This window comes from Methanobacterium alcaliphilum, assembly GCF_023227715.1.
GTDB classification, from domain to species: Archaea; Methanobacteriota; Methanobacteria; order Methanobacteriales; family Methanobacteriaceae; genus Methanobacterium_E; species Methanobacterium_E alcaliphilum.
This window is the reverse complement of the sequence record NZ_JALKIF010000001.1, coordinates 227744-244564: the sequence shown is the minus strand read 5'-3', so window position 1 is coordinate 244564 and position 16821 is coordinate 227744. Positions and strand designations below refer to the sequence as shown.

At 35.6% G+C, this 16821-nt stretch carries 16 protein-coding genes; 6 read left to right on the top strand and 10 right to left on the bottom strand.

The window, feature by feature from the left end; all coding sequences use genetic code 11:
* Positions 1-69 precede the first annotated feature (69 nt).
* Both MXE27_RS01235 and MXE27_RS01230 read left to right on the top strand, forming a co-directional pair.
* A complete protein-coding gene (locus tag MXE27_RS01235) occupies positions 70-1305 on the top strand; it encodes a hypothetical protein (protein WP_248610568.1) in 1236 nt (411 codons plus the stop codon).
* 68 nt (positions 1306-1373) lie between these two features.
* A complete protein-coding gene (locus MXE27_RS01230; RefSeq protein WP_248610567.1) occupies positions 1374-2870 on the top strand; it encodes a tetratricopeptide repeat protein in 1497 nt (498 codons plus the stop codon).
* Positions 2871-2903: 33 nt separating this feature from the next.
* Here the strand turns inward: MXE27_RS01230 and MXE27_RS01225 are convergent, their stop codons facing one another.
* The 3 genes from MXE27_RS01225 to MXE27_RS01215 form a co-directional block, all read right to left on the bottom strand.
* Positions 2904-3446 (bottom strand): RNA methyltransferase, encoded by a 543-nt coding sequence (locus MXE27_RS01225; RefSeq protein ID WP_248610566.1) that lies wholly within the window; start codon positions 3444-3446, stop codon positions 2904-2906.
* A 153-nt stretch (positions 3447-3599) separates the two neighbouring features.
* Complete coding sequence (gene cobS / locus MXE27_RS01220) at positions 3600-4403, bottom strand: adenosylcobinamide-GDP ribazoletransferase (protein ID WP_248610565.1); 804 nt, start codon at positions 4401-4403, stop codon at positions 3600-3602.
* A 102-nt stretch (positions 4404-4505) separates the two neighbouring features.
* Positions 4506-5591, bottom strand: coding sequence for a phosphatidylglycerophosphatase A (locus MXE27_RS01215; protein WP_248610564.1), 1086 nt, complete (start codon positions 5589-5591; stop codon positions 4506-4508).
* Positions 5592-5648: 57 nt separating this feature from the next.
* On the opposite strand from MXE27_RS01215, the gene MXE27_RS01210 reads away from it, so the two are divergent.
* The 3 genes from MXE27_RS01210 (at position 5649) to queC (ending at position 8034) form a co-directional block, all read left to right on the top strand.
* The gene (locus tag MXE27_RS01210) at positions 5649-5984 is read left to right on the top strand and encodes an MJ1244 family protein (protein WP_248610563.1); all 336 of its coding nucleotides are present in this window, start codon (positions 5649-5651) and stop codon (positions 5982-5984) included.
* Positions 5985-6092: 108 nt separating this feature from the next.
* Positions 6093-7298: a nickel pincer cofactor biosynthesis protein LarC gene (larC, locus tag MXE27_RS01205; RefSeq protein ID WP_248610562.1), complete on the top strand. Its 1206-nt coding sequence runs from the start codon at positions 6093-6095 to the stop codon at positions 7296-7298.
* A 49-nt stretch (positions 7299-7347) separates the two neighbouring features.
* Positions 7348-8034: a 7-cyano-7-deazaguanine synthase QueC gene (queC, locus tag MXE27_RS01200; RefSeq protein ID WP_248610561.1), complete on the top strand. Its 687-nt coding sequence runs from the start codon at positions 7348-7350 to the stop codon at positions 8032-8034.
* On the opposite strand, the gene MXE27_RS01195 is transcribed toward queC, so the two are convergent.
* The 4 genes from MXE27_RS01195 to MXE27_RS01180 form a co-directional block, all read right to left on the bottom strand.
* The gene (locus MXE27_RS01195) at positions 8029-8562 is read right to left on the bottom strand and encodes a methyltransferase (RefSeq protein WP_248610560.1); all 534 of its coding nucleotides are present in this window, start codon (positions 8560-8562) and stop codon (positions 8029-8031) included. The two genes, queC and MXE27_RS01195, sit on opposite strands and share 6 nt — an antisense overlap.
* Positions 8563-8701: 139 nt before the next feature.
* The gene (locus tag MXE27_RS01190; protein ID WP_248610559.1) at positions 8702-9097 is read right to left on the bottom strand and encodes a hypothetical protein; all 396 of its coding nucleotides are present in this window, start codon (positions 9095-9097) and stop codon (positions 8702-8704) included.
* A gap of 329 nt (positions 9098-9426) precedes the next feature.
* Complete coding sequence (gene oadA, locus MXE27_RS01185; RefSeq protein ID WP_248610558.1) at positions 9427-11145, bottom strand: sodium-extruding oxaloacetate decarboxylase subunit alpha; 1719 nt, start codon at positions 11143-11145, stop codon at positions 9427-9429.
* A 163-nt stretch (positions 11146-11308) separates the two neighbouring features.
* Positions 11309-12907 (bottom strand): hypothetical protein, encoded by a 1599-nt coding sequence (locus MXE27_RS01180; protein ID WP_248610557.1) that lies wholly within the window; start codon positions 12905-12907, stop codon positions 11309-11311.
* Between the two features lie 516 nt (positions 12908-13423).
* On the opposite strand from MXE27_RS01180, the gene MXE27_RS01175 reads away from it, so the two are divergent.
* Positions 13424-13612: a 4Fe-4S dicluster domain-containing protein gene (locus MXE27_RS01175; protein ID WP_248610556.1), complete on the top strand. Its 189-nt coding sequence runs from the start codon at positions 13424-13426 to the stop codon at positions 13610-13612.
* Between the two features lie 150 nt (positions 13613-13762).
* On the opposite strand, the gene MXE27_RS01170 is transcribed toward MXE27_RS01175, so the two are convergent.
* The 3 genes from MXE27_RS01170 to MXE27_RS01160 form a co-directional block, all read right to left on the bottom strand.
* Positions 13763-14857 carry an inositol-3-phosphate synthase gene (locus tag MXE27_RS01170; RefSeq protein WP_248610555.1) on the bottom strand — a complete coding sequence of 365 codons (1095 nt, stop codon included), beginning with the start codon at positions 14855-14857 and terminating at the stop codon, positions 13763-13765.
* A gap of 284 nt (positions 14858-15141) precedes the next feature.
* Complete coding sequence (locus MXE27_RS01165) at positions 15142-15552, bottom strand: small multi-drug export protein (protein WP_248610554.1); 411 nt, start codon at positions 15550-15552, stop codon at positions 15142-15144.
* A 286-nt stretch (positions 15553-15838) separates the two neighbouring features.
* Positions 15839-16786 carry a hypothetical protein gene (locus MXE27_RS01160; protein ID WP_248610553.1) on the bottom strand — a complete coding sequence of 316 codons (948 nt, stop codon included), beginning with the start codon at positions 16784-16786 and terminating at the stop codon, positions 15839-15841.
* Between the last annotated feature and the right edge of the window lie 35 nt (positions 16787-16821).

Here is a 16821-nt window from a genome sequence, read left to right as displayed (position 1 = left end):
TATAGGTATGCGGGATATGAGGGTGTTAGAAGTTTTGCTATAGTCACAACTAATGTTACTAATAGTATTTTGCAGTATTGGTGTGATAAAGAATCTTTGTATCCTGCAGGACCTATGAAGGCTGCTTATGGTACATTTCTCACATCTTTGGTTATGATCAAGTGTCATGATATGGTGGCTGATCAAGTAGCTGCTAAATTTAATGTTACTTGGTGTCGTACCAGTCCAATTGTGGTTTCAGTTTGTGATGAAGTTGATTCATATTATATGACATTGGAGTGCGATCATGGTTTTGGTATGAATGTGACGGGTGATCCTAGCAATGTTATGGCTTTCAGGTTTGCTTGTTCTGCAGCTATTAATCCTATAGAACATTGGGTTATGGAAACATTGTTCCCGGGGAGCAATGGTTCTTCTATTACTATTGATCTGGGTAATAATATTTTGAATGGTGAAGCTGTGGATATGTTTTGGAGTAATGGTTATTTGGTGTTGAAATCTGCAGAAAATGATAAGTTCTTGGTTATGGATCCTGAAACTGGAATTCTAAGGGACGTAATGCTATCTGAAATTGAATACTTTAGTGGAGGTTATTGCTTCTCTGACCAACAAACTGAATGGTGTCTCGATATGATTAATGATTTACTTTCAGATGAAACTCCTATCTGGATGAAGATTATCGTTAGTTCATTAATAACGGGGTCAGTGTTTGAGGCAGGAACAGCTGCACTTCCTGAAATAGCCGCAGCTTGTTTTGAAGTGCCAGTGGTGGGTTGGGCTATAGGTGCAGCTATTGTAGATATTTATCTACTTGTTGAATATCCTGAAATTGCAGTGCCCGCCAATTTAAAAGCAATACCTATAATTGGGACTGTGTTCACTATTTATTCAACACAATCTATGTTATGGGGGCAAGGAGAACCATTAACGCCTGAAAGAATACAAAAATCCATTTCAGACACCACAAAATTTTTTATATCAATATCTGAAAAGGAATATGCAGAAATTTATAATACGTTTGTTCCACAAGATGAACACAATAAACGTAATGCCCAATGGTATTCCGAACAAATACGTAAATTAAAGAAACTAGCAACGGCCTTGACTGCTATAAGTGGTGGGGATGATGGGGATTATGATGAACCCGGTAAAGTTATTGAAGCTCTTGTGACTGATGCTGGAAAAAGAATTACAAGGGGGATAAGCAAATACCAGGCGGGGGATGTTGCGGGAGGATCAGTAGACATAGCTATAGCTATAACTGAAATCCATATGTCTTTCACAATAAAAATAGCTTTTCCTTAAGTAGTAACAACATTTAATTATAAATCATTCAAAAGTATGCTATGTTTAAAGCCGTAGGTGATGTTAGCATGGGTTTATTTAATAGGTCTAATAAGAAATCTTTGTTTGAAAAAGCTCAGGATTTATTTGATCAGGGTAAATATTTAGATGCATTGGATTGTTATGATGAATTATTAAAAACGAATTCTGAGCATGTTAAAGCTTGGTATGGTAAGGGTATGGCTTTGGGGGAGTTGGGTAGGATTAAAGAGGCATTAGATGCTAATGATGAGGCTTTGAAATTGGATCCGGGGTATGTTAGTGCGTGGTATAATAAAGGTGTGTTTTTAGGAAATTTGGAAATGTTTGATGAAGCTTTGGAAGCTTATGATAAATGCATTGAGCTTGATCCTAAACGTGTTGATGCTTGGAACAATAAAGGAGCGCTATTAGAATTTTTTGGAAGGCATCGGGAGGCTTTAAAAGCTTTAAATATGGCGTTAGAATTGCGTCCTAATTATGTTAATGCATTGGTTACTAAAGGAGCAATATTCAAAGAATTAGGGAATGATAGGGAATCCCTAGAATATTTCAACAGAGCTTTGGAAGTGGATCCCAAAAATGTCTTTGCATGGGAAAATAAAGGAATAATCCAAGAGGAACAGGGAAACCTTGAAGATGCTTTAAAATGTTTTAATAAGGTTTTAAAATTAGATCCTAAGGATATGGATGTTTTGGATCGTAAAGGAGTTATTTTGGGAAAAATGGGTTGTGTTAAAGATGCTTTAAAATACTTTGACAAAGCATTAGAATTAAATCCAGATGATTCTAAATACTGGTTTGACAAGGGTTTAACACTTGGAAAGTTGGGTAAAACTCAAAAAGCATTAGAATCATACAACAAAGCCTTGGAAGTGGATCCCAAAAATGTTCATGCATTATTAAATAGGGGAATTATTTTAGAAGAGATGGGAAAATACCATGAGGCATTAAAATCTTATGAAAAAGCTACAAAATTAGATCCAAGTAATATTGACATCTGGTTAAACAAAGGGAATGTTTTTGATAGTTTGGGAAGATTTCAAGACTCGCTTAACTCTTATGATGAAGGCTTAAAACTTGATTATATGGATGGACAAATATGGTATAATAAAGGAGTTACATATTCAAAAATGGGGATGAAGGAAGAAGCATTAAAATGCTATGATAATGCCTTAAAAACAGATGGTAGTCCAAGTGTATGGATTGCTAGGGGAAACGCTCTTAATATGCTTGGAAAATATCATGAGGCATTAGAATCTTATGAAAAAGCTACAAAATTAGATCCAAACAATATTAATGCATGGAACAATAAAGGTGATGCATTGGAAAAGATGGGGCAATATATTGAGGCAATGAAATGTTTTGATAAAGCTTTAGGACTTAATCAAAATTATTTTTGGGCTTGGCTTAATAAAGGTAATACTTTGGAAAAAATGGGACAATACGAGGATGCAATAAAGTGTTTAAACAAAGCTTTAAAATTAGAGCCTGATAATGAGGAAGCACAAAAACTTAAAAAAGAATTATTAACTAAAATGGAATGATTATTTTTTTAATAGTATTTTTTCCTAAAATCTTTATTCATCACCCCTTTCATGAGTAATGACTTGTTTACCATGTGAAGTGGGCACCACTTCTAATTCTCCACCTTCAAAGTCCAGATCAAATTCGCTACCGTCCATGAGCATGTGCATGGCTACTCCCAGTGAGGATACTTCCGAGTGGGGTTGGGTGGTCACAGATACATTCCACTCCGCGGTTTTATAGACCTTGGTGGGTACGCGGGCACCGCCCACTACGATTAGTTTATCTTTTCCCGTTTTTTGAATTTCTGGAACGGCTTCTTGAACTGGTGTGCCGTACATGGTGAGGTGTACTAGTTCTCCACCTTTTTTCTGCCATTCTTCCATGAAATTGTCCCAGTTCTTCTGGTAGGATACCTTGAATGATCCGCCCCATCGTTTCACCACATCTTCCACATTGGCCATGAGTTTCTTGTCATGTTCTCCACTGAGGATTACTTCTGATGCCCCAAATGCTCGAGCAGTTAGACATACGTGGGTGGTAATCCGGGCATCTCTTCTTCTCCTGTGATCTAATCGTAAAACACTGATATTCATATTTACATGTCCTTAAAAGGTTATATCCTATTTTAGTCAATCCTGCTAAATTATCATTATTTTTCAATTTTTGATTAGTTTATTCCAATCTAGTTAAATTTTGATTCTTATTCAACCTAACTAAATTATACTTTATTTTATAATTTGATTATTTCATCCAATCCAAATAAAACTAATTATCATTATTAAAAGCCCCAACATACGTCCTACTTCATTAGAGGCCCCTAAAACGTCCCCGGTAGCCAGCCCAAATTCTCTTTTTGCAAGGATGGCCATTACAATCCCGGCAATTATTCCACCAAGTATCCCTAAAATTCCAGTAATATTTAGGGCTAAAAAACCAATTAATCCGGTTATAATGGATATAAATGCCAGTTTGGGAACACTCATGGACATTATGAAGTGTCGGCCGGTACCATTATCTATTGATTTAGAGAAGGTGCAGCAGCTCACCAGACTCAACTTAGCTGCAATCTCTGAGAGAAATAGTGCGGCGAAAATATTTACGAGGGGTAAGGAGTCTATGCAGGCCACGGTGGTAATGGCCACCATGAAAAAGAGAGCTATGCCTCCGGTCCCGATACGGGGATCCCGCATGATTTCTATTTTCCTCGTATGGGTTCCGTGAGCCATTACGGCATCTCCAATATCAATTAAACCGTCCAGGTGGTGGAAACCAGTAAACCATATGGCGAAACTATAGGTCACTGCTGCGGTGATGATTAGAGGTAAGAGTAAAACATTCGTCAAGAGGTAACCCAGAGCACCTACTAATACTCCAATTAACCCCCCAATTAATGGCCACATCCAGGTGTAACTTGCCATTTCCTCAATGCTTGTGTGAATATTTAGGGGTAGTATGGTTGAGAATGATATTAATCCGGGAATGCCTCTATACCATGTATACTTTTCTTGCTTAAATTCCCCTTCAGTATTTGTGGTTTCCTCTTGTTGCAAGGTAATGTATCTCCTATAATGAATCTATAATGGTTTTTTTAATTAGTTAAATATAAATTATTTTTTTTTTAAAAGTTGGCTTTAAATTAGAAACACCCTATATTATTCCTCAAATATTTTGGACATACAACCTGCTACCAGACCGGCAAAGATATCATCCACCATGGGGCCTAAAGTGCTGATTATACCTGGTTTTTCCTCATCATATCTTTTGAAATTAAATGTAGCCTTGGTACCGGCAATTTGGTTGGATATGGCGATTCCCAACACTTCATCTGTGTAAAGATAAGCTGGATCATCATCCACATTTACTTCCCGGACCCGATGGTTTTCAAAATCGTACTCCACCCTTATAGCCGCCATTAGAAGTGCAATAACATTTAAATCTTCTAATGATTTTAAGATCTGATTTTTTAGTTTCAATTTTAAATCAGAATCAACTTCCACACCTACACACAATTCCATCCCGGCATCCACCAGATCATCTATAGTTATGCCCTGTGCTTCAATGTAATCTAGTATTCCTAATGAAACTTCAGATTTTCTAAGGGCCTGCTGGCAGGTTTCTTCCACGGAATATAATATGGTGGGAATTATATCAGTTATCTCAGAGGGGTTTACTTTTGAATCTTCATAGTAAGGACAGGCAATAATTACTGCATCTTCGCGAGGGGTATTGAATGTTCTTCTACTTCTTGAAATTCCTATTTTTTCTAAAGCCCGGTATTTGGAATCAATAACTGTTTTAAAGCACTGTAGTAAATTTTCATCACTCAGGGGTTGGTTAACGAGCAGTATGATGTCTAAGGGTGAAAATTCAGTGGAAGGATCTATTTTTTCAAGAGTGTCTGTGATTTTTTCCAGTTTAATTGCACTAAAACCAGCTATTATGCAGATCTTATCATGTGAATTTATAATTAAATCATCCATGTCCAGGCCATTTAAAAGACCGGTTGTGCCTGTGGAAAAATCCGCATCTTCTATTAGAAGACCTATTTTTTCCAGGATCCGATTATTATCGCCTTCAGAGTTTAAAGAGGAATATACTATATTTTCAACTTTTCCCATTCCGCCCTTAACATTACAGAGTCCTAGAGTTTTTAAACCGTTTTTATATTGAATTACTAATGAATGTGAATTTTTATGAATAAATGCGCCAGGGATACATGTTTCTAATTCGCTTTCCATTCCATCACCAACATTATTATAATGTGACCAACATATTAAATAAAAAGGGTGGTGCTTATGAAAGTTCATCTTAGGGTTTTTGTAGAAGTAGAGAACCTTGGAAAAATAATGAATATATTATCTGATTCAGGGGTCACAGGATTTTATATTGTAGAATATAAAGGTATTTCTCCACAGGAATGGCAGGGATTTTCCATTAAAGAGGATCCAGCATCTGCCATATCAGTAATCCATGACTCTGCAAGAGATGCTATTTTAGTCTGTAGTGTAGTGGATGAAGAGAAAGTAGATAATATAATATCTGAAGTGTCAAAATCTCTAAAAAACGAAAGATACACTATTGTCGAGGTTCCTATTCGTAGAATAATTGTGAATTCTCCTAAAGAGGTTTAATATTTATTTTTTTATTTCAGGTTATGTCTTTTTTAATTAGTTCTTTAAATATAAAATAACTGATTATTCATTTTATTCTGATAAAAATTAAAAATTCACGGCGAAACCATGGTAGTAATAATTGATCCTCAAAGCGCAGGAATATCTGGAAACATGATTGTGGGTGCTTTAATTGATTTAGGTGCCCATATGGAAAAGACCAAGGAAGTAATGGAGTACGCTGCTTCTTATTTTGGTGAGATCGAAGTGAATGTTTCTTCTGTCAATAAATCCGGTATCCAATCTACTTATGTGAATGTAAAGTGTGATGATGTTTCATCAATACACTATCTGGAGTTTTTGGATAGGTTAGAAAAAATTAATCACGAACTCCTTGATTCCAATGCTATGGAAATGGCAAGGGGAGTTTTCCATCACATGGCTCAAGCAGAATCTCAGATACATGGATATTCGCTGGAAAATGTTCACTTTCACGAGGTAGGTGCTGCAGATGCTGTGGCGGATGTTATAGGTTCTGTTTTTGCATATTTTAATTTGAACTTAGATAAAGAAACTGTTTATGGACTCCCCGTAGCATTGGGTGGGGGCATAATTGAAAAATCCCATGGTAGATTATCCGTACCTGCACCTGCAACATTAAATATTTTAACAGGGGCCCCAAGTTTTGGGGGTCCGGTAAATAAAGAATTGACCACACCTACAGGGGCCGCATTGTTAATGAGTATGGTGGACAATTTTCAGGAATTTTACCCTCCGTTCCAGCACCAGAATACCGGATATGGTGCAGGAAAAATGGATTTAGATTTTCCTAATGTTTTAAGAATCAGCAGAGGAACAAGTCCTATAAAACAAGATAAAATAGTTCTCTTAGAAACTAATATTGATCACCTCTCCGGAGAAGTCATGGGGCACATATTCAAGAAACTAATGGGGGAAGGTGCACTTGATGTTACATTGATACCAACCATTATGAAGAAAAACAGGCCAGGGCAATTAATGAGGGTTATATGTAAAAATAAAGATAGTGAGAAAGTTTTAGATGCAATTTTTCGAGAAACCGGGACTCTTGGAATCAGGACTTTTCCACAAGTTCATCGCAGTATTCTAAATAGAAAAATCATTCCATTAGATGTGGATATCCAGGGTAAGAGGAAAATACGATTCAAAGTTGGTCTTTTAGCAGAACAGGTTATCAGCGCTAGGATTGAGTATGACGACGCACGTCGAGTATCTGAGGAGACTGGAATCCCACTAAAAGATGTTATGGAAAAAGCCGATGATGAATTTAAAAAGTACTTAAACCAGTTGGAATAAAATCCACTCTCAAGTAAAAACTCTATTTCTTTTCATGGAGAATCATAAAATGTCAAAACAAAAGAAGGCCATCTCAGTATTATCTGGTGGACTGGATTCCACAGTGTCCACGGCATATTTCAGCAAAAACTATGATATACATGCTTTAACCTTTGACTATGGTCAAAGAAGCGCTATACGGGAAATTGATTCATCAAAGAAGATATGTGATAATCTGGGTATTGGGCTCACGATCATGGATCTTAAATGGTTAGGCAAACTGGGCAAGTCTGCTTTAACTACTGATGCTGCAGTACCTCAACTTGAAAGTGATAAACTGGACAATAAAGAAATCTGCGATGAAACAGCACGAAAAGTATGGGTGCCGGGTCGAAATGTAGTCTTCACAGCAATTGCCACGGCATTTGCCGAAGCGGAAGACGCAGATATAATAATTGTGGGGTGGGACCTGGAAGAAGCAGTGACTTTTCCTGATAACTCCCGGGAATTTTTAGAGGCATTTAACCAGACACTATCCATTGGGACGCTGGAAGGTGTTCAAATAGAAGCCCCGGTCATTGATTTAAATAAAAATGAGATTGTAAAGTTAGGTGAAAAAGTAGAAGCCCCCATGCATTTAAGTTACTCTTGCTATATGGGCGAGGAAGAACACTGTGGTGTATGTGAGTCTTGTATGAGGCGCAAGAGGGCATTTGAAATGGCCCATATAGAAGACAATACCGTTTATAAATCATAAACGGGCATTAATGAGGATATTTCCCGAGCCATTTTCTTTAACCTCAATTTCAAAACCGGATTCTTCTAACTTTGATTTTGTTTTTTCAATATCAAAGATGGATGAATGCAGCAACTGAACGCGGCCTTTATTTTTAAGATGATATGGTGCCTCTTCTAAAAACTGATGAAGAGTATTGATACATTCTATTTTTTCTGTATTGTTGCATGTGCTGTTAAATAATATGAGATCGTATTTTTCTCCATTTAAGGGTTCAAAAAGATTGCCCTGTTTTAATTCAATGTTGTAAGTTTTGTTGTTAATGGTGTTTTTTAAAGCACATCTTACAGCTTCTTCAGATATATCTGTAGCAACCACATTTTTTGTTCTTTGGGCAGTATATATTGCGATTAGACCAGTTCCGGCCCCTATTTCAAGTACTTCATCTTTTCTTTGAATATCTAAGTTTTCTAAGAATAAAAAAGTGTCTTTTGAGGGTTTGTAAACTTCAGGATGAGTTTCAATAAGTATTCCTTTGTATTCAATCATATTATTACCTTTACATGGAATGGTTAGGGAAATATAAGATGTTATTTTAGAGAATATAATTTAGTAGTTATAATATTTAGTTAATAAATTTTTTAAAAAAAGAAGGGAGGGCCAAAAAAAATCATTGCCCCTTAGCAACTTAATTATACATTTTTCGAGGGTTCAAATATTTGAAATAGTATTTTCTAAGACTTAGCGAACTTTTAGAATATATGTATTGTTTGTTCACAATTTTTATGACGCGCGGCAATTTCATAATACTCGGCATCCTCTGAGTAAGGGTCACAAGTATTATTTTTTTCTTAAATCTCTGGATTTTAATGGAGGAAGTTCCCCATAATTTGCCATTATTATATATTTTCTGCTTTGATAGGATATAATTCTTGTACTGGTATGTTCTCCAGGTTATTTTATCGCCATCGACTTTTTTTTGACCACTGTCAATTAATTTAGCGGCATTTGTTGTTTCAGCTATCTGAAGGCCTATAAATGCCATAAATATTATCGCAATTGCGATATATCTTTTTTTAACCAACTTTTCACCCCGATTTAATTATTGATTTATTAAAACCTTTTATTAATTATGTTATGCAGAATATATAAAAATAGTCCTCAGTAAATTTCAAAAAGAAATAACTCCATTTTCAGATACTTTTAGATTAAAATATAATGAAATAAAAAATCAGTAAAATTAGGGCAATCTATATTTCACGGCTCATTGTGCCCTTAATTAGAAGTTCAGCAAATAGTGGGTAAACTGATTCTTTTTGCTTTTCCTTGACATTAAAAAACAATAGTATTTTAAAAAATAAAATATGAGGATTATCTAATAAGTCCTTTAAACTTTATTAAAAAGTCTTAGCACTATTTGATAACCATTATGGTGTCACCAGAATCCACGGTTTCACCTTCGGCTGTGAAGATTTCTTCTACAGTTCCAGACTCAGTGGACTGAATATCATTTTCCATTTTCATGGCTTCAACAACAGCCACCACGTCTCCTTCATTGACCTTATCCCCCACATTGACCTTCAATTTAAGAATCATTCCCTGCATGGTGGAGGCAATCCCTCCCTCCACGGGACCTGCTGGCGTGGCCTTACTTGCTTCTTCAATACTCATGTAACCGGTAGGAACTACCTTTACGTCGAAAACGTCCCCATCTACTTCTACACTGTATTCAGTAGGGATAGATGTGTTATCCATGTTTCCATTATTTTCCTGTGGCGGCGCCAGTGTTTCTTCTTCAGCTTCACCTTTTAAAAATTTAGGGGCAACAGCAGGATATAAAGCGAAGGTAAGGATGTCCTCTTCTTGGTGGATGATACCCATTTCTTCCCCTTCTTTTTTATATCGTTCATACTGTGGTTCTAAGATATCAGCAGGTCTGCAGTCAATAGGTTTTTCGTCCCCAATAATCTGCCGGGCAATATCCTCATTAACTGGTGCCGGCGGACGACCATAAAATCCTTTGAAGTATTCTTTTACTTCGTTGGAGACCATTTTATATCTTTGCCCACTTAAAACATTGGTTACTGCTTGAATACCCACGATCTGGCTGGTAGGCGTTACCAAGGGCGGATAACCCATGTCTTTTCTCACATGAGGCATTTCTTTTAAGACGTCCTCATAACGGTCCATAGCATTCTGTTGTTTCAGTTGAGATACCAGGTTAGATAACATTCCACCGGGTATTTGATATATTAAAACATCAGTATCAATATTTTCCACAATAGGATCCAGTATGCTACTATATTTTTTCTTTATTTCTTCAAAGTATTTTTTGATATGGGTTAAAGTTTTCAAGTTTAATCCAGTATCGTAGGGTGTATCTTTAAGTGCAGCCACTATACTCTCTGTTGGGGGTTGAGATGCTCCCCAGGCAAGTGGTGAGATGGCTGTATCTAAAATATCTACTCCTGCCTCGCAGGCCGCGTAATAACTCATAGGAGTCATACCGCTTGTACAATGGCAGTGTAGGTTAACCATTAAATCAGTCTCTTCTTTAAGGGTTTTAACTAATTCGTAAGTATCATGCGGGGAGATCAATCCTGCCATGTCTTTTATAGCAATAGAATCACATTCTAATGCTTCTAATTCTTGTGCAAATTCTACGAATTTTTCTAAGGTATGGTATGGGCTAGTGGTATAACTCAATACTCCTTGAACATGGGCTCCTTGATCTTTTGCTATTTTCATAGCATATTGCATATTTCTTACATCATTTAATGCATCGAAAATACGGAAAACATCAATTCCATTTTCATATGATTTTTCCACGAAGTTTTTAACTATATCATCAGGGTAGTGTTTGTAACCGACTAAATTCTGTCCCCGAAGAAGCATTTGGAGAGGAGTCTTAGTCACATATTCCTTGAGGCTACGTAGCCTTTCCCATGGATCTTCATTCAGATATCTTATACAAGTGTCAAAGGTGGCACCACCCCAAGCTTCCAGGGAAAAGAACCCTACTTTATCCATTTCTTCTGCTATTGGTAGCATGTCCCGGGTTCTCATCCGGGTAGCAAGGAGAGACTGATGTGCGTCCCTAAATGCAGTCTCTACGATTTTTATTTTTTTCATCATGACCCTCACAAATCATTAAGTTGTGATATATGATTATTAGATTATCTCTATATTGAATAGTCAAAACTAACATATATACTTCTCAAATAGTATGCTAAACAATGAAAAAAATAGTATTAATCGGGGACGTGTTAATCTCCGCTTTTCCCCAATCCTATGATTATAATACTTTATAGACTACAAATTCTCTGTTTTCATATTCTTTATTTAAATAGGGGAATGAAATTTGGGAGAGATTAACTAAATTTTCATTGTAGAAATAGAAACTATTAGCTGATTCGCTGATGAATTTGGTGTTATTATTTGATGAGAATACTAATCTTTTATCATAAACTAGATAACCTACTTTGTTGTTTTTTAATTCTGCACGTGATGAGCTTCCATTAAGGAATTGTGTATTCAAGTTGGTCAGTGGCTGATTGGTATAAGCTAGGTTAAAAATAGATGCATAATAATTTGAAAAAGTAATTGATTGATTATTAGGGTTATTCTCTTCAAACCACCGGGCCAGGTTAAGTTGGGATTCTGTGGGTGGGGCAATGGATATGGTCTCAAAAGTGGTAACGGTTCCATAGTCAGATATTTTTTCTGTGTTAAATGTGGCAAAACCTTGAGAAATTGCAAGAAACAGGATTATTGCTGATATTGAATAAGCAATTATGGTAGTATAAGGCCTGTAATCTTTTTTAGATTCTTTAACAAAGCAAAAAATCCGTTTTACTGCATAACCTGCTAGTATACTCATGGGGATCAGGGCATATATTAAAACCCGGTAAGTTATCACATTGATTCCAAATAGATATATTTTAGAGAGTATCAGCATGGAAATAAGCCAGCTTAAAATGAATATATCTTCCATTTTTCTTCTAATCAGTGCCAGGGCGCCACCTAATGTGGCCAATATGATGATGTAGTAACCAAAAGTTTGGGGATAATTGAAAATACTCATGGGAACTGATTTAATAAGTGAAGTCATTACTTCCCCTGAGGTGCTTGTGGGGGTGAAGGTGTTCCATATAGCAGGACCCCACCAGATTACCCCGATCATACCTGCAACCACCATGCAAATTATATAAAATGGTATGCAATCTTTAAGAGATTTTTTAACCACATTTAAAGATATTCCGTTTATATTAATAACTATTAATGCTAGAGTTATGGTGCTTATGCTGATTAAAAGGCATAATGTTGCTGCTTGATGAATGAGGGATATCAAACCCAGTATTAATCCAGATATCACTGCATTTTTGTATTTTTTATCTTGCAGGGATTTATAATAGAAATAAATAGATAATGGGAAAAAAATTAATGCTAAGTTTTCAGGGATGCTTATAAAAATACGGTTGGCCAGTGAACTGGATAACAATAAAATCCCGGAAAACAAGCCAGTAATTTTATCATAGAATTTACAGGAAACAAATGAAATTGATAAGACTATAAAACCTGCTAGGAATGGTTGCATAAAACGGGCAATCTGAAAATAGTCCATTCCAGAATAACCCAGAACTACTATTAAAAGATGAAATAGCGGCGGATAATTAATATTATTGCCCCAGGGGACATTCACCAGAGAATCAACAAATACTATCCCCTGTGTGCTGTAAAGTTTAGCCATGTGGATGTGGTAAAATATGTCCCATCCTAAGGGCCATGAATATTTTAGAGTAGGGATCATCACCAGTAGGACTGCTAAAATTGTTGGAATAACAATCATGATCCGACTAGAGGAGGATATTGTTTTAATGAGGTCCAGTTTCATTTGATCACATTAATTGTATCTTTTCTGCTTATACTTGTTTTTGTTAAATCTTTAGATTCTATTGAGTGGGACTATTGAATATACTTGTTTAAAAGTAATAGTTTTTAGGGAAGATTGATGTTAGAAACATTTATAAATAATATCGCCCCTACTTTAATAAGGAAATAGGATTCCTATTTCCGATTAATCACAAATTATTCCCCATGAAGTACTAGCCCCGTACTATTAATTATGAATAAATGGGCTTGCTTGATCTGATATTGATTTATCAGATGCGGCTTTAATCAGCAAGTCCATTATTTGTAATTAATCCTTAGAAAATAAGGGATGATATTGGTTGTAACTATTTTAAAAAATTTAAAAAAATGACAATAGTTATATTGGATATAGTCTTATTCTTATAATATTCAACCAATAATTGAAGATGTAATATTATTCTTTAAGTATAATATTAATCAATGATTGGAAATGAAATATGATTTTTAGATGAGTACAAAAAAAATAAGGAAGATTATTATGGCAAAAATTATAATAGACCATGAAAACTGTGACGGAGCGGAATGTGGAGAATGCGTCGATGTATGTCCCATGGAAATCCTGGTTATTGACGGAGAAAAAATAAAGGTGCAAAATGCTGAAGAATGTAATGAATGCGAAGTTTGCATCGATGTTTGTCCTAATGACTGTATTGAAGTTGATGAATAAATAATATTTACTAGTTATTTTTAACTAGTTCTATTTTTTTTAAAATTATCCCTAAAAGACAGGTTGAAAATAAATTTACGGGTTATGAGTTAAATTTTCTATTGAAAAAATAGTATTAAAAATAAAAAATTATTTTTGAAGATAAATGGATTATCTTTCTAATTTTCCTTCTATAAATCCATCCACTTTTTCTGCTGCTATATCATCAGTGAATTGTTCTGGAGGATGCTTCATGGTGTATGAAGAAATGGATATTAATGGGCCTCCAATTCCACGTTCTAATCCTAACTTACAGCAGCGAATGGCATCAATAACGCAGCCTGCAGAATTTGGTGAATCTTCAACACTCAGGCGTAGCTCAATATTCATAGGAACGTCCCCAAAGGTTCTACCTTCCATTCTTAAAAAGCAGATCTTATTATCTTCTTGCCAGGGTACATAATCGCTGGGCCCAATATGAATATTATGCGGGTCCATTCTTTCACCTAAAACCGATTGCACAGCTTCGGTTTTTGATTCTTTCTTAGAGTCTAAACGGCTCCTATTGAGCATGTTCAAAAAATCAGTATTTCCACCGGTATTGATTTGGTAAGTCCTATCTAACTTAACTCCTCTTTCTCTAAAGAGATTAGCAAGAGTTCTGTGTGTGATAGTTGCTCCAATTTGGGCTTTAATATCATCACCAACAATTGGAATGCCTTTTTCTTTGAACTTAGCCGCCCATTCACTGTCACTGGCAATGAAAACAGGCATGTTATTTATAAAGGCCACTCCGGCATCCAGCGCACACTGGGCATAAAAACGGGTTGCTTTTTCAGACCCTACAGGCAAATAATTTAATAAAACTTCAGCACCACTTTCTTTAAGTACCTTTACAACGTCGCATGATTCTTCTTCGGAGACTACAAAGGTGTATTCTTCCTCAAAATCACTCATGTGTGGTGCAACACCATCTAAAATGTGCCCCATTGAAACCTTGACCTTGCTTTCAGGTATTTCACTGCAAAATGTTGTGGTACAGTTAGGTTGTGCAAATATTGCTTCGCTGACGTCCTGCCCTACTTTACGTTCGTCAATGTCAAATGCAGCTACTATTTCGATGTCACCAGGTTCGTATCCTCCGATTTCCCAGTGCATTAATCCAATAGCGTCCTCTGGATTTTTCCCATTGTAATAATGAATTCCTTGGATGAGGGAACTTGCACAATTTCCCACTCCCACTATAGCTATTTTTATTTTATCCAATTGAAACACCTTTAATACTTTAATTGATGTACTTGTCAATGCAAAATAGAATATTCTTTTTTTTATACAATTACTTTAGAATCTATGATTAATTATAGTTACATAGTTTTATTATAACTTAATTCATTTTAAATTTGACTATATAACTATTAAATGTTTCGTTTAAACAAATTTTATTTGTGAAAGGACTGGAATGATGATTTAAATCAATAAATTAATCACTGTAAAAAGTTATTAATAAAATTCACACTAACAGCTGATGGGCCCTGTTTTTAAATAATTCATCAAATCATTTGAGAAATTTTAATCCCTTCCATTGCGGCAATGGTGAGCCCTGCAGACCAAATAATTATGCCCACCACCATCCAAAACATTAATCTAGGCCTGGAAGATCCTAAAGCTGCTCCAATAGCTGCACCTATGGGGGCTCCAAAAAGTAAGGGGGATAATAGTCCAAGGCCAATTAAACCGTATTTTTCCCAGATTTTATGGATTAGTCGGGTTCTTTTGCCAAAGGGAGAGGGATGATATTTTTCAAGGATCGTGGTTCTCAATTTTTCACCAAAAAATAGAACCAGCATAGCTGAAGCACTGGCCCCCAGGGCTGACGCCGCTGCAGTGGCCGCTGGATTTAATTGAAAGGCAAAACCTGCAGGTATAGCAATCCACAACTCAACAATCCCTAATAAAAACACGCTAACAAATGAGATTAAAAATTCAACAGGGCTAATTTTTTATTCCCTCCCCATAATTGGTTTTAAGTTTCCAATATAACTATCTTCTCCTTACCTAAGATTAACTTATTCTAAAAGAACAGTATAATTAACTTAGAGGGCAAAATAGTTAATTATATATTTTAGCGCTTTTAAAATATAAAAAATCGTTTTTTAAAATGATTTAATTGGATTTTTAATCCTGATGGGCTAAAACAGAGTTATAAGTTTGTATAAATCAATTAAAATAAAAAAATAATTTAAAATCCTAACTCTGGATTAAAACTATTCTTAAAAACAGGAACATTATCCAGAAAACTATTAGTATGGTGCTGATTTTAGCTGGAATTTTATCAGGGGATAATTTTTTGAGTTTTGAGTTGAGATTCCAGTGCAATATAACCACCACCACTAAAAGCAGCGTTTCAATCATTCCCAGAATGTTCAATGGATTCTTAGAATAAGTAAATAACCACATTATTGCAGTTAGAATTATACCAATCCACATCAATGGATTCAAATGATTATAATAAGTTTTAGTTAGTTCCAGGGTTTCTTCTGATTTTCTAGATTTTAGGATAAAGGTGCACATCACTGAAAACACCCCTACAGCTAGAATAAGGCCAATGAACTGGAAGAATAATTCAGCTACTGGGACCTGGAATATTTGTGCTTTAAGTAGGGGTAGCAATATGATGGCATTTAAAGATTCATCTGCAGGAAATGATTCAATATCTCCAATGGCCAGTGAATATTTGCCTGCGTTGTTTTCATTAAATACTTTAATATAATAAGTCCCTGCTGGCTGGGTCTGATTATATTCGCCCCCTTTCAAATAATTATCCCCACCAAACTCCTCAAAATAAGGTTTCCATGCACTATTTTCCCTATCAAGCAGTGCAATACGCTCTTGGGAGCTGTTAAGTATTTCTACAGACATCAGCTGCTCTCCAGATCCAGGATTATCTGGAACCAGAATATTCACGTACAAGTTGAATGATGCATTACTCTTAATTTCATAGTATGCTGGAGCCCCATTCAACTGTCCGTAGAATGCTTGTGAAATTTCAGGATTTTTAACCACTACTGGGTTTTCAATAGAACTATTACCACTCACCAGGCGCGGCTGATGAGCAGCAGCCAGAGAAAAAGATAAAAAAATAACTAAAAAAATAACCCCCAAAAGTCCCCACTTTTTATTTTTAGTTAGAAACATACTTTTATTTTTGTTTAAAATAATTATTAAATATA

Bases quoted from the DNA above. Each gene is read 5' to 3' on its own strand.
- MXE27_RS01230 (WP_248610567.1), top strand. From the start codon at position 1,374: ATGGGTTTATTTAATAGGTCTAATAAGAAATCTTTGTTTGAAAAAGCT.
- MXE27_RS01225 (WP_248610566.1), bottom strand. From the start codon at position 3,446: ATGAATATCAGTGTTTTACGATTAGATCACAGGAGAAGAAGAGATGCC.
- MXE27_RS01215 (WP_248610564.1), bottom strand. From the start codon at position 5,591: ATGGAAAGCGAATTAGAAACATGTATCCCTGGCGCATTTATTCATAAA.
- MXE27_RS01210 (WP_248610563.1), top strand. From the start codon at position 5,649: ATGAAAGTTCATCTTAGGGTTTTTGTAGAAGTAGAGAACCTTGGAAAA.
- larC (WP_248610562.1), top strand. From the start codon at position 6,093: ATGGTAGTAATAATTGATCCTCAAAGCGCAGGAATATCTGGAAACATG.
- queC (WP_248610561.1), top strand. From the start codon at position 7,348: ATGTCAAAACAAAAGAAGGCCATCTCAGTATTATCTGGTGGACTGGAT.
- MXE27_RS01195 (WP_248610560.1), bottom strand. From the start codon at position 8,562: ATGATTGAATACAAAGGAATACTTATTGAAACTCATCCTGAAGTTTAC.
- oadA (WP_248610558.1), bottom strand. From the start codon at position 11,145: ATGAAAAAAATAAAAATCGTAGAGACTGCATTTAGGGACGCACATCAG.
- MXE27_RS01180 (WP_248610557.1), bottom strand. From the start codon at position 12,907: ATGAAACTGGACCTCATTAAAACAATATCCTCCTCTAGTCGGATCATG.
- MXE27_RS01175 (WP_248610556.1), top strand. From the start codon at position 13,424: ATGGCAAAAATTATAATAGACCATGAAAACTGTGACGGAGCGGAATGT.
- MXE27_RS01160 (WP_248610553.1), bottom strand. From the start codon at position 16,786: ATGTTTCTAACTAAAAATAAAAAGTGGGGACTTTTGGGGGTTATTTTT.